Annotated in this window: 20 protein-coding genes; 17 read left to right on the top strand and 3 right to left on the bottom strand. The window is 56.2% G+C overall.

The genetic code is table 11. The features are described from left to right. Nucleotides 1-13: 13 nt before the first annotated feature. From phnL to phnE (AC6I8L_RS12060), 8 genes are all read left to right on the top strand, one after another. Entirely contained in the window at nt 14-718 is a 705-nt protein-coding gene (gene phnL / locus AC6I8L_RS12095; protein WP_034824574.1) for a phosphonate C-P lyase system protein PhnL, read from the top strand. Continuing rightward, nucleotides 715-1,851, top strand: a complete 1,137-nt coding sequence (gene phnM, locus AC6I8L_RS12090; RefSeq protein WP_058962104.1) for an alpha-D-ribose 1-methylphosphonate 5-triphosphate diphosphatase — start codon at nt 715-717, stop codon at nt 1,849-1,851. Before phnL ends, phnM begins: the two co-directional genes overlap by 4 nt. Beyond that, a complete protein-coding gene (phnN, locus tag AC6I8L_RS12085) occupies nt 1,851-2,387 on the top strand; it encodes a ribose 1,5-bisphosphokinase (protein WP_034824570.1) in 537 nt (178 codons plus the stop codon). The genes phnM and phnN overlap by 1 nt, the downstream gene beginning before the upstream one ends. Then, a complete protein-coding gene (phnP, locus tag AC6I8L_RS12080) occupies nt 2,384-3,154 on the top strand; it encodes a phosphonate metabolism protein PhnP (RefSeq protein WP_058962103.1) in 771 nt (256 codons plus the stop codon). The genes phnN and phnP overlap by 4 nt, the downstream gene beginning before the upstream one ends. 79 nt (nt 3,155-3,233) lie before the next feature. Further along, nucleotides 3,234-4,064, top strand: coding sequence for a phosphonate ABC transporter ATP-binding protein (phnC, locus tag AC6I8L_RS12075; protein ID WP_034824566.1), 831 nt, complete (start codon nt 3,234-3,236; stop codon nt 4,062-4,064). Between the two features lie 26 nt (nt 4,065-4,090). Further along, nucleotides 4,091-5,017: a phosphonate ABC transporter substrate-binding protein gene (gene phnD, locus AC6I8L_RS12070; protein ID WP_034824564.1), complete on the top strand. Its 927-nt coding sequence runs from the start codon at nt 4,091-4,093 to the stop codon at nt 5,015-5,017. 80 nt (nt 5,018-5,097) lie between these two features. Further along, nucleotides 5,098-5,961, top strand: coding sequence for a phosphonate ABC transporter, permease protein PhnE (gene phnE, locus AC6I8L_RS12065; protein ID WP_058962102.1), 864 nt, complete (start codon nt 5,098-5,100; stop codon nt 5,959-5,961). Next, the gene (phnE, locus tag AC6I8L_RS12060) at nt 5,958-6,842 is read left to right on the top strand and encodes a phosphonate ABC transporter, permease protein PhnE (RefSeq protein ID WP_058962101.1); all 885 of its coding nucleotides are present in this window, start codon (nt 5,958-5,960) and stop codon (nt 6,840-6,842) included. Before phnE (AC6I8L_RS12065) ends, phnE (AC6I8L_RS12060) begins: the two co-directional genes overlap by 4 nt. Here the strand turns inward: phnE (AC6I8L_RS12060) and AC6I8L_RS12055 are convergent. Continuing rightward, nucleotides 6,796-9,381 (bottom strand): ATP-binding protein, encoded by a 2,586-nt coding sequence (locus tag AC6I8L_RS12055; protein WP_479398873.1) that lies wholly within the window; start codon nt 9,379-9,381, stop codon nt 6,796-6,798. The genes phnE (AC6I8L_RS12060) and AC6I8L_RS12055 overlap by 47 nt on opposite strands. 145 nt (nt 9,382-9,526) lie before the next feature. On the opposite strand from AC6I8L_RS12055, the gene AC6I8L_RS12050 reads away from it, so the two are divergent. The 6 genes from AC6I8L_RS12050 to AC6I8L_RS12025 all read left to right on the top strand — a co-directional run bounded on the left by AC6I8L_RS12050 (nt 9,527) and on the right by AC6I8L_RS12025 (nt 15,706). Further along, nucleotides 9,527-11,032 (top strand): sugar ABC transporter ATP-binding protein, encoded by a 1,506-nt coding sequence (locus tag AC6I8L_RS12050; RefSeq protein WP_058962100.1) that lies wholly within the window; start codon nt 9,527-9,529, stop codon nt 11,030-11,032. 10 nt (nt 11,033-11,042) lie between these two features. Further along, on the top strand, nt 11,043-12,026 hold the full coding sequence (locus AC6I8L_RS12045; RefSeq protein WP_058962099.1) for an ABC transporter permease subunit: 984 nt from the start codon (nt 11,043-11,045) through the stop codon (nt 12,024-12,026). 81 nt (nt 12,027-12,107) lie between these two features. Then, nucleotides 12,108-13,046, top strand: coding sequence for an ABC transporter substrate-binding protein (locus AC6I8L_RS12040; protein ID WP_058962098.1), 939 nt, complete (start codon nt 12,108-12,110; stop codon nt 13,044-13,046). A gap of 50 nt (nt 13,047-13,096) precedes the next feature. Further along, nucleotides 13,097-13,780 (top strand): D-lyxose/D-mannose isomerase, encoded by a 684-nt coding sequence (locus tag AC6I8L_RS12035; protein ID WP_058962097.1) that lies wholly within the window; start codon nt 13,097-13,099, stop codon nt 13,778-13,780. An 11-nt stretch (nt 13,781-13,791) separates the two neighbouring features. Next, entirely contained in the window at nt 13,792-14,652 is an 861-nt protein-coding gene (locus AC6I8L_RS12030; RefSeq protein WP_479398868.1) for a ketose 1,6-bisphosphate aldolase, read from the top strand. A gap of 1 nt (nt 14,653) precedes the next feature. Next, nucleotides 14,654-15,706, top strand: coding sequence for a carbohydrate kinase family protein (locus AC6I8L_RS12025; protein ID WP_058959929.1), 1,053 nt, complete (start codon nt 14,654-14,656; stop codon nt 15,704-15,706). On the opposite strand, the gene AC6I8L_RS12020 is transcribed toward AC6I8L_RS12025, so the two are convergent. After that, nucleotides 15,643-16,389 (bottom strand): response regulator, encoded by a 747-nt coding sequence (locus tag AC6I8L_RS12020; RefSeq protein ID WP_058959928.1) that lies wholly within the window; start codon nt 16,387-16,389, stop codon nt 15,643-15,645. The genes AC6I8L_RS12025 and AC6I8L_RS12020 overlap by 64 nt on opposite strands. Before the next feature lie 416 nt (nt 16,390-16,805). On the opposite strand from AC6I8L_RS12020, the gene AC6I8L_RS12015 reads away from it, so the two are divergent. Beyond that, nucleotides 16,806-18,104, top strand: coding sequence for an NCS2 family permease (locus tag AC6I8L_RS12015; RefSeq protein WP_211728366.1), 1,299 nt, complete (start codon nt 16,806-16,808; stop codon nt 18,102-18,104). 257 nt (nt 18,105-18,361) lie between these two features. Continuing rightward, entirely contained in the window at nt 18,362-18,985 is a 624-nt protein-coding gene (locus tag AC6I8L_RS12010; RefSeq protein WP_236699727.1) for a hypothetical protein, read from the top strand. Nucleotides 18,986-19,033: 48 nt separating this feature from the next. On the opposite strand, the gene AC6I8L_RS12005 is transcribed toward AC6I8L_RS12010, so the two are convergent. Beyond that, nucleotides 19,034-20,482 (bottom strand): AMP nucleosidase, encoded by a 1,449-nt coding sequence (locus AC6I8L_RS12005; protein WP_058959926.1) that lies wholly within the window; start codon nt 20,480-20,482, stop codon nt 19,034-19,036. A gap of 402 nt (nt 20,483-20,884) precedes the next feature. On the opposite strand from AC6I8L_RS12005, the gene AC6I8L_RS12000 reads away from it, so the two are divergent. Next, the gene (locus AC6I8L_RS12000; RefSeq protein WP_167347104.1) at nt 20,885-21,943 is read left to right on the top strand and encodes a branched-chain amino acid ABC transporter substrate-binding protein; all 1,059 of its coding nucleotides are present in this window, start codon (nt 20,885-20,887) and stop codon (nt 21,941-21,943) included. Nucleotides 21,944-22,001 lie beyond the last annotated feature (58 nt).

Genomic DNA, 22,001 nt, shown 5'->3' with positions numbered 1-22,001 from the left:
TCAGGACATCAACATGCAACCTTTATTGCGCGTAGAGAAACTCAGCAAAACCTTTGTGCTGCACAACCAGAGCAGCGCCGAGCTGCCGGTGCTGCAGGATGCCAATCTTGAAGTGTGCGCCGGTGAGTGCGTGGTGCTGCACGGTCGCTCCGGCAGCGGAAAATCCACCTTACTGCGCGCGCTGTACGGCAACTATCAGGCCAACAGCGGTCATATCTGGCTGCAACATCAGGGTGAGTGGATCGACATGGCGCAGGCTCCCGCGCGCCAGATACTGGCGATTCGCCGCGAAACCGTTGGCTGGGTCAGCCAGTTCCTGCGGGTGATCCCTCGCGTCCCGACGCTGGAGATTGTGATGCAACCGCTGTTAGAGCGCGGTGTGGAGCGTGCTTTCTGTGAGAAACGTGCCAAAGAGCTGCTGACACGGCTGAATGTGCCGGAGCGTTTATGGTCACTCGCGCCCTCGACCTTCTCCGGCGGTGAACAGCAGCGCGTCAACATCGCGCGTGGTTTTATCGCCGACTATCCAGTGCTGCTGCTGGATGAACCTACCGCTTCCCTCGACAGTGCCAACAGCGCAGCGGTGGTGGAATTGATTGAACAGGCGCGCACCCGTGGTGCCGCCATTGTGGGTATTTTCCATGACGAAGCGGTGCGCGCACGCGTGGCCGATCGCCTGCACGTCATGCAGCCGGTTAAAACAGGAGCAGAAGCATGATCGTCAATAACGTCCGTTTGGTGCTGGAACATGAAGTTGTCACCGGTTCGCTGGAAATCCGTGAGGGTCGCATTGCCAGTTTCAGTGACAGTACCAGCCAATTAGCGGGCGCACTGGATGGCGAAAACGCCTTCCTGCTGCCAGGTCTGGTCGAGTTGCACACCGATAACCTCGATAAGTTCTTCACGCCGCGTCCGAAAGTGGACTGGCCGGCACACTCAGCGATGAGTAGCCACGATGCGCTGATGGTCGCCAGCGGTATTACCACGGTGCTGGATGCCATTGGTGTCGGCGATGTGCGCGACGGCGGTCATCGCATTGAGAACCTGAGCAAGATGATCAACGCGATTCAGGACAGTAACCGCAAAGGGATTAACCGGGTCGATCACCATCTGCACCTGCGCTGCGAGCTGCCCCATAACACCACATTGCCGCTGTTCGAAAAGCTGATGAGCACTCCGGAGCTGTCGCTGGTATCGCTGATGGACCATTCGCCAGGTCAGCGTCAATACGCTTCACTGGAGATGTATCGCCTCTATTATCAGGGCAAATATTCGCTGAATGATGAGCAGATGGATCAGTTCGAGCGTGAGCAACTGGCGCTGGCCGCCGAATTCTCCACCCCGAACCGCAACGCCATTTCCGGCCTGTGCCGTTCGCGCGGCATTCCGATTGCCAGTCATGATGATGCCACAGCGGCACACGTTGCCGAATCACACGATGTGGGCAGCACCATTGCTGAGTTCCCCACCACGCTGGAGGCCGCACGCGCCTCGCGCGAATGCGGTATGCAGGTGTTGATGGGCGCGCCGAATATCGTACGTGGCGGCTCGCATTCCGGCAACGTGGCAGCCTGGGAGCTGGCCAGCCATGGCCTGCTGGATATTTTGTCATCCGACTACTACCCGGCGAGCCTGCTGGACGCGGTGTTCCGTTTAGTGGCAGATGAGCGCAACAGCCTGACGTTGCCACAAGCCGCCGCGCTGGTGACACGTAATCCGGCTCGCGCTATTGGCTTGCACGATCGCGGAGTGATTGGTGAAGGCATGCGAGCCGATCTGGTGCTGGCGCATACCGAACATGGTCATCCGCACATTCGCCACGTCTGGTCGCAGGGCAGGATGGTGTTCTGATGGCGCGCCTGATCTGGCTAACCGGGCCTTCGGGCTCGGGTAAAGACAGTCTGCTGAATGCGCTACGCGAAGCGCCGCCGGATAACCTGGTGATTGCCCATCGCTACATTACGCGTCCGGCCGATGCCGGGGGCGAAAACCATGTGGCGCTGAGTGAGGCCGAGTTTCGGCGGCGTCAGACACTGGGATTGTTTGCCATTAGCTGGCAGGCACACGGCCTGTATTACGGTCTGGGAGAAGAGATCGATCACTGGCTGGCGCGGGGTTTAAATGTGCTGGTCAATGGTTCACGTCTGCATTTGCCGATTGTTGAGCAGCATTACGGGGCACAACTGTTGCCGCTGGTGCTGCAAGTCTCTCCGGCGGTGCTGGAAATGCGTTTACGGCAGCGCGGACGTGAAAGTGAAGCCGAAATCGGTAAACGGCTGGCGCGTGCGGCAGAACCGCTGCCTGCGCACTGCCATCCGCTCAATAACGATGGCGCACTGAGCGACACGCTCGACACACTGCGTCAACTGCTGGAGCATCCGCCATGAACCTCACTTTTCTCGGTACTGGAGGCGTGCAATCTGCGCCGCTGTTTGGCTGTGATTGCCACGCTTGCGAACGTGCACGTCTTGAGCCACGACGCGCTCGTGCTGCCACCAGTGCGCTGATTGACACCGGCAGCGAACGTATTTTGCTGGATGCCGGACGTCACGATCTGCATCAGCGGTTCCGCCCTGGCGAGCTGAGCCGCATTTTACTGACCCATTTTCATATGGATCATGTAGCGGGACTCTTTAGCCTGCGTTGGGGATTGGGTGAACCGATCCCGGTGTGGGCGCCACCGGATGAGAAGGGCTGTGATGACCTGTTTAAGCATCCGGGCCTGCTGGATTTCCGTTCTGCGTTAACGCCTTTTGTGCCTCACAGTTTCGGGGCGTTGCAGGTCACGCCGCTGCCGTTACAGCACTCAAAACTCACTTATGGCTACCTGTTCGACTGGCACGGTACGCGGCTTGCCTGGCTGTGTGATACCTGCGGATTACCCCCGGACACTGCAGATTTTCTTGATGGTCAACCGCTGGATCAGCTGGTGATTGACTGCAATGACCCGCCGCGAGAAAGCGTACGCAATCATAATGATGTGACGCGCGCATTGCAGATTATTGAACAGCTGGCGCCGCGCCAGGCCTGGCTTATCCACCTGAGCCATGAGATGGACAGTTGGTTACTCAATAATCGCTTACCGGACAATGTGCTGGCGGCTACCGACGGTCAGACCATCACGGTCGGATCCTCACACGCTGTCACTGTTTAATCATTTTACTGTCATCAAGACTTCATCGGATTTGCCCGTAATAACGGGCAATCAAGACCTCAGCGAGATGGAGTGCAACATGGCACAGGCATTACTGAAAACCGTTATCGACAATCCTTATGTTCCGCACGCCGGGCAAGGCAACAAGGTGCTGTCGGTACAGGGACTGTGCAAGGCGTACGGCGAAAACCGCGTACTGGATAACGTCAGCTTCGATCTGCATGCGGGCGAGCTGGTGGCCGTGATTGGTCGCTCAGGCGCAGGCAAATCGACACTGTTACACATGCTGAACGGCACCATCAGTGCTTCGCAGGGCGCGATTCTCAGCAATCGTCAGGGTGAAGCGGATCGTGATGTGGTGACGCTCAACAGCCGCCAGATGCGCGAATGGCGCAGCGAATGCGGCATGATCTTCCAGGACTTCTGTCTGGTGCCGCGTCTTGATGTGCTGACCAACGTCCTGCTGGGACGCCTGAGCCAGACCTCAACCCTGAAATCCTTCTTCAAAGTGTTCTCCGAAGCGGACCGCGCGCAGGCCATTGAGCTGCTGCAGTGGATGAACATGCTGCCGCAGGCGCTGCAGCGTGCGGAGAATCTGTCAGGTGGACAGATGCAACGCGTGGCGATTTGCCGTGCGCTGATGCAGAACCCGCGCATCCTGCTGGCCGATGAGCCAGTAGCGTCTCTCGACCCGAAAAACACCAAACGCATCATGGATGTGCTGCGCCAGGTGAGTGAGCAGGGCATCAGCGTAATGGTGAACCTGCACTCGATTGAACTGGTGAAGCAGTACTGCACCCGTGTTATCGGCATTCAGCGCGGCAAAGTGCTGTTTGACGGACATCCTTCTCAGTTGACCGATGGCTTGCTGCATGAGCTGTACGGCGACGAAATTAACCAGCTCCACTAACTTCCACGGCAAGAGAAAAAACACGAATGAAACTGACCTCTTTAGCTTTATTGACTGTTGCAATGACTTTTGGCGTTAACGCAGCGGATGCACCAAAAGAATTGAACCTCGGGATTTTGGGTGGACAGAACGCCACTCAGCAGATCGGTGATAACCAGTGCGTGAAAGATTTCTTCGACAAAGAGCTGAATGTCGATACCAAAATGCGCAACTCGTCTGACTACTCAGGCGTGATTCAGGGCCTGCTGGGTAACAAAATTGATATGGTGCTGAGCATGTCTCCAGCATCTTACGCTTCAGTCTATCTGCAGAACCCGAAAGCGGTTGATGTTGTCGGCATCGTGGTGGATGACAAAGACGGTTCACAGGGTTACCACTCAGTCGTGATCGTGAAAGCGGACAGCCCGTACAAAAAACTGGAAGACCTGAAAGGCAAATCTTTCGGTATGGCCGATCCGGATTCAACTTCTGGCTTCCTGATGCCAAACCAGGCGTTCAAGAAAGAGTTCGGTGGCACAGTTGACGACAAGTACAACAACACCTTCTCCAGCGTCACCTTCTCTGGCGGCCATGAGCAGGACATCCTGGGTGTGCTGAATGGTCAGTTCGAAGGCGCAGTGACCTGGACCTCTATGATCGGCGATTACGACAAGGGTTATACCTCTGGTGCCTTTGGCCGCATGATGCGTATGGACCAGCCTGACCTGATGAAGAAAATCCGCATCATCTGGCAGTCTCCGCTGATCCCGAACGGCCCCATCCTGGTGAGCAACAACTTGCCCGCTGACTTCAAACAGAAGCTGGTGGCGGCGATCAAGAAGCTGGATAAAGAAGACCACAGCTGCTTTGTTAAAGCGGTGGGCGGTGCTCAGCACATCGGCCCGGCAACCGTTGCCGATTATCAGAACATCATCGATATGAAACGTGATCTGATGAAAGGCTCACGCGGTTAATTTCGCGTCTGACCGGCAGGGTCGCCCTTGATGGCGACCCTTTTCACATCTGCACCATCCTCTACCACAGGACATTCCCCTTGACCGATTTCGAACACTACTATCAACGCATTCGTCGCCAGCAAAAGCGCGACACTGTGCTCTGGTCGCTGCTGTTGGTGGCGCTCTACCTCGCTGCGGGCAAGATGGCGGAATTCAATCTGGTCACCGTCTGGCAATCACTGCCACACTTTTTCGATTACATCGGCGAAACCGTGCCGGTGTTGCATCTGCCCGTGCTGTTCTCCGATGGAAAAACCGAAGGCTCGCTGGCCTATTGGGGCTACCGTCTGCACTTCCAGTTGCCGCTGATCTGGGAAACCCTGCAGCTGGCGCTGTCGTCGACCATTGTGGCGGTGATGGTGGCTGGGGTACTGGCGTTTTTCGCTGCTGATAACACCCAGACGCCGCGCAGCGTCCGCATCGCGATCCGTGCTTTCGTCGCTTTCCTGCGCACCATGCCAGAACTGGCGTGGGCAGTGATGTTCGTGATGGCGTTTGGCATTGGGGCAATTCCCGGCTTCCTCGCACTGGCGCTGCACACCGTGGGCAGCCTGACCAAACTGTTTTATGAATCGATTGAAAGCGCTTCAGACAAACCGGCGCGCGGCCTCGCGGCATGTGGAGCGACCAAATTACAGCGCATGCGCTTCGCCTTCTGGCCGCAGGTGAAACCAACGTTTCTCTCTTACAGCTTTATGCGTCTGGAAGTGAACTTCCGTTCTTCTACCATCCTTGGATTGGTGGGGGCGGGCGGTATCGGTCAGGAGCTGATGACCAACATCAAACTGGATCGTTACGATCAGGTCAGTATTACGCTGCTGCTGATCATTGTGGTGGTGTCGCTGCTGGATACGGTATCCGGGTGGTTGCGCCGTCGCGTGGTGGAAGGGGATATCAAATGATCGCATTAGCACCGGATGTGGCAAAACTGAAGCAGGAACATCCTGCACTGTTCGCCGCACAGAACCGTTATCTGCGCCGCGTGGCTGGCGTTGCACTTGCCATCGCGCTCTATTACCTGTTCTTCTTTGAGTTTTTCGGTATTGAGTGGAGCCGAGTTATTATCGGTTGCGAGCAATTAGGGCGTTACTTCCTGCGCATGTTCGTTTGGCAAGACTTTATGAACTGGCCATTTGGCTATTATTTCTCGCAGATTGGCATCACGTTGGCGATTGTCTTCGCCGGGACGCTGACCGCTTCCATTATTGCGCTGCCGGTGTCTTTCCTTGCCGCCCGCAACGTGATGCACGATCCGATTGCCCGTCCGATTTCCTTAGTGGTGCGCCGTTTGCTCGACATCCTGCGCGGTGTCGATATGGCCATCTGGGGGCTGATCTTTGTGCGTGCGGTTGGCATGGGGCCACTGGCGGGTGTGCTGGCGATTGTGGTACAGGACGTGGGCTTACTGGGCAAACTGTATGCCGAAGGGCATGAAGCGGTTGAGCGTTCGCCGAGCCGGGGTTTAAGTGCGGTGGGGGCCAATAGTCTGCAAAAACATCGCTTTGGCATCTTTACCCAATCCTTCCCGACCTTCCTGGCATTGAGCCTGTACCAGATTGAATCCAATACCCGTTCGGCGGCGGTACTCGGCTTCGTTGGCGCAGGGGGTGTCGGTCTGGTTTATGCCGAGAACATGCGCCTGTGGAACTGGGATGTGGTGATGTTCCTGACCATCTTGTTGGTTGGCGTGGTGATGATCATGGATGTCATCTCCAGCAAACTGCGTAAGCGCTACATTACGGGGAAACCGTTGCCGCTGTGGCAGCCTGCCGTGCGCGATTAAGCCGTTCACTGCGTTGCCAGGCGCGCTCCAGCGCCTGCGCTAACTGTGCCTGTTGCCAGGGTTTTGCCAGCCGTTCACACAGTGGCAAAGTGACCTGGCTCTGGCGCAAATCCTGACCGCTGATCAGCAGGGTGGCCAGTTCTGGCCACTGCTGCTGTGCCTGGCGAATCACATCCGCCCCGTTTAACGCGCCGGGTAACATCAAATCACTGATCAACAACTCAATATCTGGCGTCTGCCGCAGCAGCGTGAGCGCGGATTCGCCATCGCCACACTCTAAAGTGAGGTAGCCGAGTTGATGCAGATGCTCGCACAATGTCTGCCTGACGGCGGGTTCATCATCCAGCACCAACACCAGCCGGTCACTGCTGGCACCCGGCGTAAACTCGGGAAGAGTCGGCGCGGGCTGGACCGCTTCCGGTGCGCGCGGCAGTAACAGGCGCACGGTGGTGCCCTGGCCGGGGGCGGTTTCCACCTCGATTTGCCCGCCGGATTGACGCACAAATCCATATACCATCGACAACCCCAGTCCGCTGCCGCTGCCGGTCTCTTTGGTGGTAAAAAATGGCTCAAACACCTGTTCACGTACCTCGGCTGACATGCCGCAGCCGTGATCGATAACTTCAATGGTCACGCGATCGCGTTTACCATCCGCTTCCTGCATTCGCTGATTCCAGATGCGCAGGCGAATTTCTCCGCTCTGTTTCTCCATGGCATCGCGTGCATTGACCACCAGATTCATCAGCGCATTTTCCAGTTGCCCGGCATCGATCCACGCGGGCCAGCCGGGCCGCTGTGCATCAACCACCAGATGCTGGCCGGGCAGCAGTGAGTGCTGCAACAGTGAGTGCAGGTTATCGACCAGTTCAACCACCGATACTGCACGTGGATACAGCGCCTGTTTACGTGAGAAGGCGAGTAAGCGTTGGGTTAGCTGTGCCGCGCGGTCGGCCGCCAGCCGCGCACGCTCAATGCGACTGGCCAGCGAACCAGAGGGGAGCTCGCCCACGGTAAGCGCCAGACTGCCAATAATCACGGCCAGCAGGTTGTTGAAGTCATGAGCGATGCCGCCGGTGAGTTGGCCCACCGCTTTCATTTTTTGGCTGTGCAGCAGCGCTTCTTCCAGCGCCTTACGCGTGGTGCGCTCCAGCACGGTATTGACCATGCCACGGCGTGGCACCGGGCTAAAGCGCAGTTCCAGCGTGCGGCCGTCGGGCAGGCGAACTTCTTGCGCATCCTGCAGGCTGGTGAGCTGCACATCCATCCGTTCTAGCAGACGCTGATAATGCAGGCCACGATGCAGATCGCGTGCCGGAATGCCGAGTAACTCGGCGTACTGCGCGTTCCACACCACCAGTTGCCCACTGTTATCGAACAGCGCAAAGCCATCGCGCATCGCGAGGAAAGTGGATTCCAGCTGATTGCTTTTCTCTTTTAACAGACGTGAAGTGTGGGCCAGTGAAGCTGTATTGCGTGCAAACACGTTAAAAGCGCGAGCCAGATCCCCTAGCTCATCGCGCCTGGCTAAACCCGGCACATTAACGCTCTTCTCGCCCTGTGCCAGACGCGTCATGGCGTGGGCGATAGCGGTCAGGCTCGAACCGAGATTGCGATAGATGTAGTAACCTGCATAACCGGTGATCAGCAGTGCCAGCAGCATAAACAGGCCAATAAACCCGATGATGGAATCCAGCTCCTGATGCGTGGCGGTACTGCGCGCATCGCTCTGCTGCGCCACCAGTTGCACATAATGGGTGATGTCACCATTCAGCATCGCCACCAGCGCTTTGATGCGATAGGTCGCGTAGGCAATGGCAATATCGCTCTGCTCAAGCTGATCAGCGATGGGTTGTAAGCTGCGCGTGGTGTCGACCAATCGGTCACGCTGCATCGCCAGCGCATCCTGTAACGGTAGGGCGGACCAAATGGGCAGCACCTGCTGTAATTGCTGTTCAGCGGCTTGTGGCGCAGTGGATTGGATTGCCACCTTTAACAGGGCATCCGTTTGCTGGCGCAGCGGCAGAAAAGCGCCGTCGATGGCAAGCACATCAATGCGATTCAGCAACAGTTGTGCCTGCCACAAGCCACTCAGCATCACGTTGCGTTGTAAATGGCGTTGATGGCCAACCCTAAGCAGCTGATTGATGCTCTGTTCCAGCATCTGGCTGCGTTCTCGAATGCGCGCCAGCAGCGCGGGTTGCTGTGCGGCCAATGGCGCGTTCGCCAGCAGAGATAAGGACTGCTGCAAGGCTTGCTGCGTCTGCTGCAGACGAGCCGACTCGCTTTGATACTCCAGCGCACCCACCACCTGCGCCAATCGTACGGCGGCGGTGGCCACGTGGGCTGTATCCCTCGCCAGCGCCAGGCTGCCGTTCATATCCGCCAGGGTTTGCGCCTGTGCCTGCTCCTGAATGTGACCGGCGTGGCGAAATCCAAAAATAGCCACCAGGCTCACCGCCAGCGTGACGCTCACCACTAACAGGTTAAACAGCAGCAGGCGACCCCGCGCGCCAGCGTGCCAATGCAGACTCTGACTCATTGCGGCCACTCCTTACCTCTCAACTCCCGGCGAGTATAAAAGCGTGACCGGGGCGCAATATGACAAATATGAATGGCCGCTGACATTTTCCATTTATCTGGCGTTGCAACACTCGGCGACAACTTCAGACAGCAGGAGCCTGGCGATGGCGGCGACACCGATATTAGAAATGCGCGAAATCACCCGACGCTTTGGCAGTTTCTACGCGTTGAAGGGCGTGGATCTGACCGTGTGGCCAGGTGAAGTCCACGCGCTGATGGGCGAAAACGGTGCCGGGAAAAGTACGCTGATGAAGATTCTGGCCGGTGCGTATACCGCCAGCAGCGGGGAAATTCTTATCGACGGTAAACCCTACGCCATCAAAGGCCCAAAAGAGGCACTGGCCGCGGGCATCACGCTGATTTATCAGGAAATCAATCTGGCGCCCAATCTGACCGTGGCAGAGAACATCTTCCTCGGCAGCGAGATCACGCGCGGTGGGCTGGTGAAACGGCGGCAGATGGCAGAAGAGGCACAGCAGGTGATTAATCGCCTGGGTGCCCAATTCAGTGCCAACGATCTGGTGAGCAAACTCAGTATCGCTGAGCAGCAGCAGGTGGAGATTGCCCGCGCGCTGCACCGCAACAGCCGCATTCTGGTGATGGATGAACCCACGGCAGCACTCTCCAATCGCGAAACCGAACAGCTGTTTGCGCTGATTAAACGCCTGCGCAGCGAAGGCATGGCGATCATTTACATCAGCCATCGCATGGCCGAAGTGTATGAGCTTTCGGATCGCGTCAGCGTGCTGCGTGATGGGCAGTATGTTGGCAGCCTGACGCGCGATCAGCTTAATGCCAGTGAACTGGTGCGTATGATGGTTGGCCGTCCGCTGAGCGATCTGTTCAATAAAGACCGCAACATTCCCTTCGGCGAGGTCCGTCTCGCTGTCAATCACCTGACCGATAACCGCAAAGTCCATCCCAGTAGTCTCTCGGTGCGTGCCGGGGAGATTGTCGGATTGGCGGGATTGGTCGGTGCCGGACGCAGTGAGCTGGCGCAGCTGATTTTTGGCGTGCATCAACCCAAGGGAGGCGAAATCTGGATCGATGGCGAGAAAGTCAAAATTCATTCGCCGCGAGATGCCATCACACGTGGTATTGGCTTCCTCACCGAGAACCGTAAAGAGCAGGGGCTGTTCCTGGAACTGGCCGCACAGGAAAACATCGTGATGGCGACGCTGGAACGCGATGCCAGCTACGGCCTGCTTAATCGGCGTAAAGGGCAAAAGATTGCCGGTGATGCCATCGAATCACTCAACATTCGTGTGCCGCACGCCCAGGTACGGGCCGGGGGGCTATCGGGCGGTAATCAACAGAAACTGCTGATCTCACGCTGGGTAGCGATTGCACCGCGCATTCTGCTGCTGGATGAGCCCACACGCGGCGTGGACGTCGGCGCCAAGAGTGAAATCTACCGCATGATGAACCAGATGGCGCAACAGGGCGTGGCGATTTTGATGATCTCCAGCGAACTGCCGGAGGTGGTCGGGATGAGTGACCGCGTGTATGTGATGCGTGAGGGCAGTATTGCCGGAGAGCTGAGCGGCGCAGAGATTAGCCAGGAAAACATTATGACACTGGCCACCGGCGCACAGCCGGTACAGGCCTGAGGAGACCACAATGACCAGTGAAACTGCTCGCGTAAAAAGTCCAACGCTTAAACGCGCCTTGATGAGCGACCTGCTGCAAACGGTAGGGATTTTGCCGATTTTGATCCTGATTGTGGCGGTATTTGGTTTTGTTGCGCCGAACTTCTTTACCGAAGCTAACCTGCTGAATATTACCCGTCAGGCTTCGATCAATATCGTGCTGGCGGCGGGGATGACCTTTGTGATCCTCACCGGCGGGATCGATCTGTCAGTGGGCTCGATGCTGGGCACCACGGCGGTCGTGGCGATGGTGGTGTCGCTGGATCCGGCCTTTGCGGGACTGACCATTCCCGCGGCGCTTGGGGCGGGTCTTATCATGGGGCTATTCAACGGCCTGTTGGTGGCGGGGGCAGGTTTGCCGCCCTTTATCGTGACGCTCGGCACCTATACCGCCTTGCGCGGAGCGGCGTATTTGCTGGCGAATGGCACTACCGTCATCAACTCTGACATCAATTTCGAGTGGATAGGCAACGGTTATCTCGGGCCGATCCCCTGGCTGATCATTATTGCCTTTGCCGTCATCGCGCTGTGCTGGTTCATTCTGCGCCGTACCACCCTGGGGGTTCACATCTACGCGGTGGGCGGCAACGTGCAGGCGGCGCGCCTCACCGGGATCAAGGTCGGCATGGTGCTGGTGTTTGTCTATGCCATGAGCGGCATGTTGTCGGGATTAGGCGGATTGATGAGCGCCTCACGCCTCTACAGCGCCAACGGCAACCTGGGTGTGGGGTACGAGTTAGATGCAATCGCCGCGGTGATTCTGGGCGGCACCAGTTTTGTCGGCGGCATCGGCACCATTACCGGCACGCTAATTGGTGCGCTGATAATCGCCACGCTGAACAACGGCATGACGCTGATGGGCGTTTCTTACTTCTGGCAGTTGGTCATTAAGGGCGCTGTGATCATCATTGCCGTACTCATCGATAAGTACCGCACACGTCATCACGTGGGTTAAGGGTGTATTTGCAACAGGCTGTCACACAACGGCGATCTGCTGGATCGCCAACATAATCAAAAAAGCAGGAGAACATCGACTATGCGTTTTAATCCGATTCTGACCGGACTGCTGGCGGCGACGTTATTGAGTGCGCCACTGGTGCAGGCAAAAGAACTCAAATCCATTGGTGTTACCGTCGGCGATCTCGCCAACCCGTTCTTCGTGCAGATCACCAAAGGTGCTGAGCTGAAGGCGCGTGAACTGGCGGGGGATAAGGTCAATGTGACGCTGGTCTCCAGCGGTTACGATCTTGGTCAGCAGGTGGCGCAGATTGATAACTTTATCGCCGCCAAAGTGGACATGATCATCCTCAATGCCGCCGATTCCAAAGGCATCGCTCCCGCGGTGAAACGTGCGCGTGATGCAGGCATCGTGGTGGTGGCGGTCGACGTGGCGGCTGACGGTGCCAATGCCACCATTACCTCCGATAACACCCAGGCAGGTGCGATGGCCTGTAAATACATCTCTGATCGCCTGAAAGATAAAGGCAACGTGGTGATCATCAACGGACCGCCGGTGTCAGCGGTGCAAAACCGGGTTGAAGGCTGTATGAACGAGCTGAAAACTCATCCCGATATCAAATTGCTCTCCTATAACCAGAACGCCAAGGGCAGTCGCGATGGTGGCCTGGAAGTGATGACCGGACTGCTGTCTGCCAATCCGAAGATCGATGCGGTGTTTGCGATTAACGACCCAACGGCGATTGGTGCCGATTTGGCTGCCAAGCAAGCCCAGCGCAGTGAGTTCTTTATTGTCGGCGTCGATGGTTCGCCAGACGGCGAAGAAGCCCTGAAACGTAAAGGCTCGCTGTTTGTCGCCACCCCAGCGCAAGACCCGCAGGTGATGGCAGCCAAAGCGGTGGAGATTGGCTACGACATCCTGCAGGGCAAACCCGCACCTGACAAACCGGTGCTGATTCCGGTCACGATGATCGATCGCAATACTGTAAGCAGCTACAAAGGCTGGACGGTGAAATAACGTTGATTTCTTGAGGCGGTCTCTGGGCCGCCCACATTGGGAGCGGAGTTATGCATCGATCCGAAGTGAACGCCATTCTGCAACTCACCCGCGAATTCTTTATGCGTCAGGATGTGCACCTGCCGCCCTGGGCAGATTACGGTCTCAGCCAGTGGCGTGCGCTAGATAAACACCGCGCCGAAGAGCTGCTGGCGCTGCATCTGGGCTGGGATGTCACCAGTTTTGGTGCTGATGATTTCTCTCAGACTGGCTTAACCCTGTTTACTCTGCGCAACGGGTCGCGCGGCGGTCAGCCGTGGGGAAAACCTTACGCTGAAAAAATCATGCACGTGCGGGAAGGGCAGGTGACGCCGATGCACTACCATCCACAAAAGATGGAAGACATCATCAACCGCGGCGGCGGAAATCTGATCGTGACTTTGCATAACCGCGCGGGCGACCGGCTTGATGACTCACCGGTTAACGTCACGTTGGATGGCATCCGCCAGACTCACGCGGCGGGATCGCAACTGCGTCTCTCTCCTGGCGAGAGCGTCACCTTGCTGCCTGGTATCTGGCACAGTTTCTGGGGCGAAGAGGGCTATGGCGATGTGCTGGTTGGCGAAGTCTCGATGCCCAACGATGACGAGCATGACAACCTCTTTCTCACACCGCTGGCGCGCTTTAATCCGATTGATGAGGATGAAGATCCGCGCTGGCTGTTGTGCAACGAATATCACCGCTGGCTGGCATAAAGGAGTTCACGATGTCACTGATTTCACTGGCGCAAGGCCTGGCCCACGCGCAGCAACATCAATACGCGCTCGGCGCATTTAACGTACTGGACACCCATTTTTTGCGTGCGCTGTTCCAGGCGGCTGAGCAACAACGGTCGCCTTTTATCATCAACATCGCGGAAGTGCATTTTAAGTATGTCAGCCTCGAGCATCTGATTGCGGCGATTCGCACAGAAGCGGCGCTGCATGATATCCCGGTGGTGCTCAATCTTGACCATGGTTTGCATTTTGAGGCGGTAATGCAGGCGATTCGCCTCGGATTTACTTCGGTGATGTTTGATGGCTCCACCCTCAGCTATGAGGAGAATGTGCGCCAGACCCGTGAAGTGGTGAAGATGTGCCACGCCATTGGCGTATCGGTTGAAGCGGAATTGGGCGCGGTGGGCGGCGATGAGGGTGGGGCGCTGTTTGGTGAGGCCGACAGCAACAAATTCACCGATCCTGCTTTGGCGGCGGAGTTTGTCCAGTCAACCGGGATCGATTGTCTGGCCGTAGCGATTGGCAACGCGCACGGCAAATACAAAGGTGAGCCGAAGCTCGACTTTGACCGTCTGGCGGCAATTCGCTCGGCGACAGGCATTCCTTTGGTGCTGCATGGCGGTTCAGGGATCAGTGATGCCGATTTCCGCCACGCCATCAGTTTGGGCATTCATAAAATCAATTTCTATACCGGCATGTCACAAGCCGCACTAGGCGCGATAGAAAAGCAAATTACTCAGCGTGATGCGCGCTACGACTCGTTTGCTGAACTGCTGATGGCGGTAGAACACGATATTGCCAATGTGGTGGCGCAGCAGATGCAGGTGTTTGGCAGCGCCGGGAGGGCCTGACATGGTGCAACGCAACGGCATTCTCGGTGCGGGCAGTATGCTGGTGGATCATGTGCAACGTATCACGCATTGGCCAGAACAAGGCTGGTTAGCGGAGATCACCCACAGTGAGAAGTGCAGCGGAGGCGCTGCACTGAATGTGTTGTTCACCCTGGCGCGCATGCAGGTCAATTTGCCGCTGGCCGGTGTCGGCATGGTGGGCGGGGACAGTGACGGTGATTACATCGTGCAGTTGCTGGACGATCATCAGATTGATCGTCAGTTTGTACAACGCACGCGCAATGTTAGCACGGCGATGACACAAGTGATGACCACGCCCGATGGTCAACGCACGTTTTTCCATGCCCGCGGCGCCAATGCCGAACTGGATTTGCCCCATTTTGCTGAAGTTGTCACTTCACATCGTATATTTCATCTCGGCTATTTGTTGTTGCTGGATAGTCTCGACCAGCCTGATGAGATTTTTGGTACGCGCAGCGCGCATCTGCTGGCACAAATGCAGCAACGGGGTTACCTCACTTCGCTGGATTTGGTGTCGCGAACCGGGGAGTATCGCCCGTTGGTGGTGCCGGCGTTACGCTGGCTCGACTATCTGGTGATTAATGAACTGGAGGCGCAGTCACTCACTGGCGTGACGCTGCGCAGCGCTTCGGGGCTGGCAGCACCCAGCGCGTTTGCCGAGGCCGCCGCCTGGCTACTGGAACAGGGCGTGCGCCAACGCGTGGTGATCCATGCCCCTGAAGGTGCCTGGGGACAAGAGAGCAGGGGTGAAGGAGGGTGGCAGCCGGCGTGGTGCCTGAAACCAGAGGAGATTGTGGGCAGCGTTGGAGCGGGAGATGCGTTTTGTGCTGGGGTGTTATATGCCAGTCATGAAGGTTGGCCTCTGCTGGAGACATTGAAGCTGGCACATACCTGCGCTTGTTTCAATTTGCATGCAGCAAATGCGCTGGACGGCACGCGGCCATTGGCCGAGATGCAGCGCTGGATGAATCAGGCAATCTGTGTTTCACGCGCGGCTGAAGCCGGACGCAATACATCAGCGGAAAATACGTAACCGAGGCCACGGATGGTGCGGATAAGGCTGGGTTGGTGTGGATTGGCTTCGATTTTCCGCCGCAGTCGCATGATGAGCACGTCTATGGTGCGGTCGAACACCTCAAGACTCTCATTGTGAGTCAGTTCCAGCAGTTGATCGCGCGTCAGCACTTTGCGTGCGTGACCCACCAGGGCGCGCAACAGGGTATATTCGCCTTGAGTGAGGGCGACACTTTCGCGCTGAGGATTAAACAACTGACAACGCGCATCATCCAGCCGCCAGCCATTGAATTGCCATCCTTCATCCTGCTGTGCATCAGCTTGTGTCAGACGTCCACAGCGGCGCAGTGCTGCACGCGCGCGCGCGACAACCACCCGAGGATTAAAGGGTTTGGCGATGTAATCATCCGCACCCATCTCTAATCCCACCACCATATCTGCTTCCGACCCCATCCCGGTCAGCATGATGACCAACAGGTCCGGCCGCTGCCGCTGCATCTGTTGCAGCACCAGTAAGCCGTTGGTGTCCGGTAGCATCATGTCCAGCATCACCAGGGAGATCTCGGGATGCAGGCTGAGCAGCGCAAGGGCATCTTTGCCCTGATGGCAGCTGTAGACGGTAAACACATGTTCACTCAAAACATCGTGCAGCAATTCACACACGGCACGATCATCATCAACGACCAAAATCGCGGGCTTCATTGCGCTGTCTCTTATGTTGCGAAAGGGTTAAAAGCAGTGTAACCCGATGTTTTTGAGCTGCTGTCCTGTGCTGCAGAAACGTGAGCGCCATCGCTGAGCAGTGTGCGAAAGCGTGCGTTGCCGCAATCTTTTTCCTCTGGAAGGCAGTAGTAGGGAAAACGATTGCGCAGCCATGGTGCAATGCACCATAATCGCGCCCAGTTCGGGTTCAGAATTATCCTAACCGTAACCGCATTTTGAAACGTAAACGATTGCGTACGGTGATGGCATAGCTATTGCTATGTGGACAGGGGAAAGCGGAAGGTGTGTCTGCCTTGGGTCCAGCGTGTGTCGCTTTCATCAATACAATAATTAGTTTGTTAACCACATTGGCAAGAGAGAACGTGCACCCGTGCCGTCTCCGCTCATGAGAGATGATGATGTTAGAAAAACTCTTCAAACTTAAAGCGCACAACACCACCGTGCGCACCGAAATCATTGCGGGTATCACTACCTTCCTGGCCATGGCCTACATTCTGTTTGTTAACCCGAGCATTCTCGGTGCGACCGGCATGGATAAAGGTGCGGTCTTTGTGGCGACCTGCTTAGCGGCGGCAATTGGCTGTGTGCTGATGGGGCTGATCGCCAACTATCCCATCGCGCTGGCACCGGGCATGGGGCTCAATGCTTTCTTCACTTATACCGTTGTGCTGCACATGGGCTACACTTGGCAGATCGCACTCGGCGCGGTGTTCCTGTCAGCGGTGATCTTCTTTGCGCTGTCAATTTTCAAAATTCGTGAGTGGATTATTGCCAGTATTCCACTGCCTCTGCGCGCGGGTATCGCTGCCGGTATCGGCTTGTTCCTGGCACTGATTGCGCTGGAAGGCGCGGGCATTGTGGTGGATAACCCGGCAACACTCGTTGGCCTGGGCGATCTGACCAAACCGGGTCCGCTGCTGGCACTGTTAGGCTTCTTCATCATTGTGGCATTGGAAGCGCGTCGCGTGACCGGCGCAGTGTTGATCGGCATTCTGGTCGTGACCTTTATCTCGATGGGCATTGGTCTGACGCCATTTGGTGGCGTGTTCTCAGCACCCCCTTCTATTGCACCCACCTTTATGCAACTGGATATCGCCGGTGCGTTTAACGTGGGTCTGGTGAGCGTTATCTTCGCCTTCCTGTTTGTGGATGTGTTCGATAACACCGGTACGCTGCTGGGCGTGACCAAGCGTGCGGGTCTGGCGGATGAGCAGGGCAATGTGCCGAAAATGGGCCGTGCGTTAATCGCTGACAGTGCGGCTGCGCTGTTTGGTTCACTGTTGGGTACCTCAACGACCACCAGCTATGTTGAATCGGCTGCGGGTGTCAGTGCTGGTGGTCGTACTGGTTTGACAGCGATTGTCGTCGCTGTGCTTTTCCTGCTGAGCCTGTTCTTCTCGCCGCTGGCGGGTAGCGTCCCGGTTTACGCCACCGCACCGGCATTACTGTTTGTGGCGGTGTTGATGGCCTCTGGTTTGGCCGAAATTGACTGGAAAGACATCACCACGGCTGCGCCAGTGACCGTCACCGCGCTGACCATGCCTTTGACTTACTCCATCGCCAACGGTATCGCCTTCGGTTTCATTACCTGGACCGTGGTAAAACTGCTGAGTGGCCGTACGAAAGAGATCAATGCTGCACTTGTGATTCTCTCGATTCTGTTCGTCATCAAACTGGGCTGGCTGAGCGCTTAAGTTTTGGTTTCCGGAAGCCCGATCGGGCTTCCGTGTTTTCTGTTTCATCCCCACCAATATTTTATGTGCCATCTATCGCAATCCCTCACTGTGACTGCTTTTGTTATTTCTCTGCCAGTTTTAACCTGCGCGACGTATTGATGCCTGCCTGAACTTTTTTGCCGCGAATGGCGGGTTCGTGGAATGTTTAAGCGGCTCGAATCTGTTTCACTACGCTGCAAGGTGAAGAGATAGCCGGGACTCTCTGGAGGTTTGTAATGGAATACGCCATGCGTACTGCCCCGTTTCTTCCACCACTAATCTATGTCGTCAGGAATATCGGAGATTCAAAAATGGAAGAGTTAACTCAACGAGTCGGGTTACTGGAAAAAACTACGCATCAAATTCAACAGGATGTTGCCGTCCTGACCGCGCGATCCGAGAATTTCGCGACCAAGGCCGATATCGGCACGCTGCGTACCGAACTGCTGGGAGAAATGGGACAGTCGGAGAAGCGTACCGATGGTAAGTTCGAAAAGATGGCGCTGCACTTTGACGATAAGCTGGGGGGAATGGCGCTGAGTTTCGACGATAAACTGGGGAAAATGGCGCTGCATTTCGATGATAAATTGGGAAAAATGGCGCTTCACTTTGACGATAAACTGGAAAAGTTAGAAGTGCGCATCGACGATAAGCTGGACAAAATGGAACAACGCATCGATGTGAAGTTTGAACGCATGGATGAAAAATTTGAGAAGAAGTTTGTCAGGATCGATGAGAGGTTTGAAAAGCTCAATGTGAAATTTGAAAAGCTGAATGACCGACTCACCTGGTCCATTATGGTGCCCGCTATTCTGGCTGTGCTGGCCTGGTTTGTGAAAGACCTATTGGTTAAAGTTTGAACTGAAATCCCATGTAACTCCGGCCCCAATGGGACCGGAGTTAAACCTTTACCTGAAAGGGGGTTCATTAAAGGTGCGCAACTTCCTTGAATGCAACTTATCGCCCTCAGCACGCAGCAGTTCTACCGCGCAAATGCCAATCTGCAGGTGCTCAGAAATAGCCCCCTCATAGAAACGATTCGCCTGGCCCGGCAATTTAATCTCGCCGTGCAGTGGCTTATCCGAGACGCACAGTAAGGTGCCGTAAGGTACACGGAAGCGATAGCCTTGCGCGGCAATCGTGGCACTCTCCATATCAACTGCCACCGCGCGACTCAGGTTAAAGCGCAGTGCAGAAGCGGAGTAACGCAACTCCCAGTTACGGTCATCTGTGGTCACTACCGTACCGGTGCGCAGACGCTGTTTCACCTCTTCTCCCGGCATGCCGCTCACGGCTTTGGTGGCGTCATATAGCGCGCGCTGCACTTCAGCAATGCTAGGAATAGGAATGTCCGGCGGCAGCACACTATCCAGTACATGATCGTCACGCAAATATGCATGCGCCAGCACGTAATCACCGATGGTCTGGCTTTCACGCAGGCCGCCGCAGTGACCAATCATCAGCCAGGCGTGTGGGCGAATCACTGCCAGATGATCGCAGATGGTTTTGGCATTGGACGGACCCACACCAATGTTCACAAGGGTGATGCCACGGCGATTCGGTGATGTCAGGTGCCAGGCCGGCATCTGGTGCTTCTTCCAGGCCAGATCAGACATCATTGCCGTGGGATCCTGGGTGTCAGCGGTGATCACCACATCGCCAGCACAGGCAAGGCTGTCATAGGGTGTGGAAGGATCCTGCACCTGCTCAATCGCCCAACGCACAAACTCATCGACATAGCGCGTGTAGTTGGTAAACAGCACAAACGGCTGGAAATGCTCGACGGCTGTGCCGGTGTAGTGGCGTAAACGCGCCAGTGAGAAATCAGTGCGCAGTGCATCGAAGTGTGACAGCGGGAAAATGGCATTCGCATGGAACAGGCCATCTGCGGTTTCATCGCCAATCTGCGACAGTTCGGTGGTAGGGAAATGGCGCGCAATGCTGGCGCTCATCGAGCGATCCAGTGTCAGGCCGTCAATCACGTACGGGTACGGAATCTCCTGCTGTGAAGGCACCACTTCAACCAGGACGTCGTACTCTTTCTCCAGCATCTGTAATTGCTCACTCAGGTAGTGACGCAACAGTGCCGGGCGGGTAATGGTGGTGCTGTAACTGCCGGTGTGGGTAAAACGTCCCCATGCACGAGTGCGGTTTTGCTGTGGGCCTTCACCCAGCCAGGTGATGCGCAGTTCCGGATAAACAAACAGACCTTTCTGTCGCGCATCTTCATCCGGCAGCGTGCCGGTTGTCGTGAAATCGCGAATCGCATTACGCAGTGCTTCCACCGCACTGTCATACAGGCGCTCCAGCTCATCCAGTGCCTGCTGGCTACTCAATCCGTTCCGTTGCGTATTCATAGATTCTCCTTCAGGAAACGTGGACCGATTTGACCAGAGCATAGCGGATAAACACTCCGGCACGATGAATAATCTGTGATCGACCGCATTCTGCACCGTCACGGTGCTGGTATGCGGCTTAACTCTGGCTATGTTTATGATTAGCAGGGATGTCACCTCGCGCCTCGTCTGCCCTGGCGCGATGCCACTGCAAAAAGCTGCCACCGACCGTCTTCTTTGGCGAGTTTCTTGCTTGATCCTAAATCGTGGCCCTATCGGCTGCATACAGTGCTGCAAAAGTTTCAGAAATTGATTTCTCCCAGGCCGTGGTATGGCTCCGTTCCTGACCCGTTGAGGATTGAAAGCATGTCTTTGAAATTCATGAAACACCCAGTGAAGGTGGTACTTGCAGGTTGTCTGAGCATGGCATTTTACGCTCAGGCGGATATCAAGATTGGTGTGGCAGGCCCGTTCTCTGGTCCAAATGCGACCTACGGGGCGCAATACTGGAAGGGCGCTAGTCAGGCTGCCGATGATATCAATGCCGCTGGCGGTATTAACGGCGAAAAAATTGTGCTGGTGCAGGGCGATGATGCCTGCGAACCCAAACAAGCAGTATCAGTAGCAAACCGACTCGTCGATCAGGACAAAGTGATGGCGGTGGTGGGTCACTTCTGTTCCTCCTCCACCATGCCCGCGTCAGAGGTGTATGACGAAGCGGGCGTGTTGGCGATCACCCCCGGCTCCACCAACCCGCAAATCACCGAGCGCGGCATGAAAACCATGTTCCGCATGTGTGGCCGTGACGATCAGCAAGGCGCGATTGCGGCGGACTTCATTATTGACAAACTGAAAGCGAAAAAGGTGGCGGTAATCCATGACAAAGACACTTACGGTCAGGGACTGGCCGATGCCACCAAAGCTGCGCTGGAAAAACGTGGCGTGAAAGAGGTGCTGTATGAAGGGCTTTCACGCGGTGAGAAAGACTTCAATGCGCTGGTCACCAAGATTGGCGCGGCGAAACCCGACGTGGTCTATTTCGGTGGTTGTCATCCTGAAGCCGGTCCGCTGGTGCGTCAAATGCGTGAGCAGGGTGTGAATGCCGCCTTCTTCTCCGGAGACTGCATCGTGACGCAAGAGATGGTGACAGCGGCTGGTGGCCCTCAATACACCAAAGGGGTTTATATGACCTTCGGTAATGACCCGCGCACCATTCCGGATGGCAAAGCGGTGATTGAGAAGTTCCGCGCCAGTGGCTTCGAACCGGAAGGTTACACCCTGTACGCTTACGCCTCTGTGCAGGCTATTGCGGCGGCTTACAAAGCGGCGGGTAAAGACAACGCCAAAGCCAGTGACTGGTTAAAAGCCAACAGCGTCGATACCGTAATGGGTAAAAAAGCCTGGGATGGCAAAGGCGATCTGAAAGTCTCGGATTATGTGGTTTATCAGTGGGATGACAAAGGTAAATATCACCAACTGTAATTCGATACGCGGCCCCGCATCGCGGGGCCTTTCGCCATTGGGCGCGAGGTGTGCGCTC

It is taken from the genome of Type-E symbiont of Plautia stali (assembly GCF_059731115.1).
Note: the sequence above shows the minus strand (reverse complement) of the source record. Positions and strands in the feature narration are given on the sequence as shown.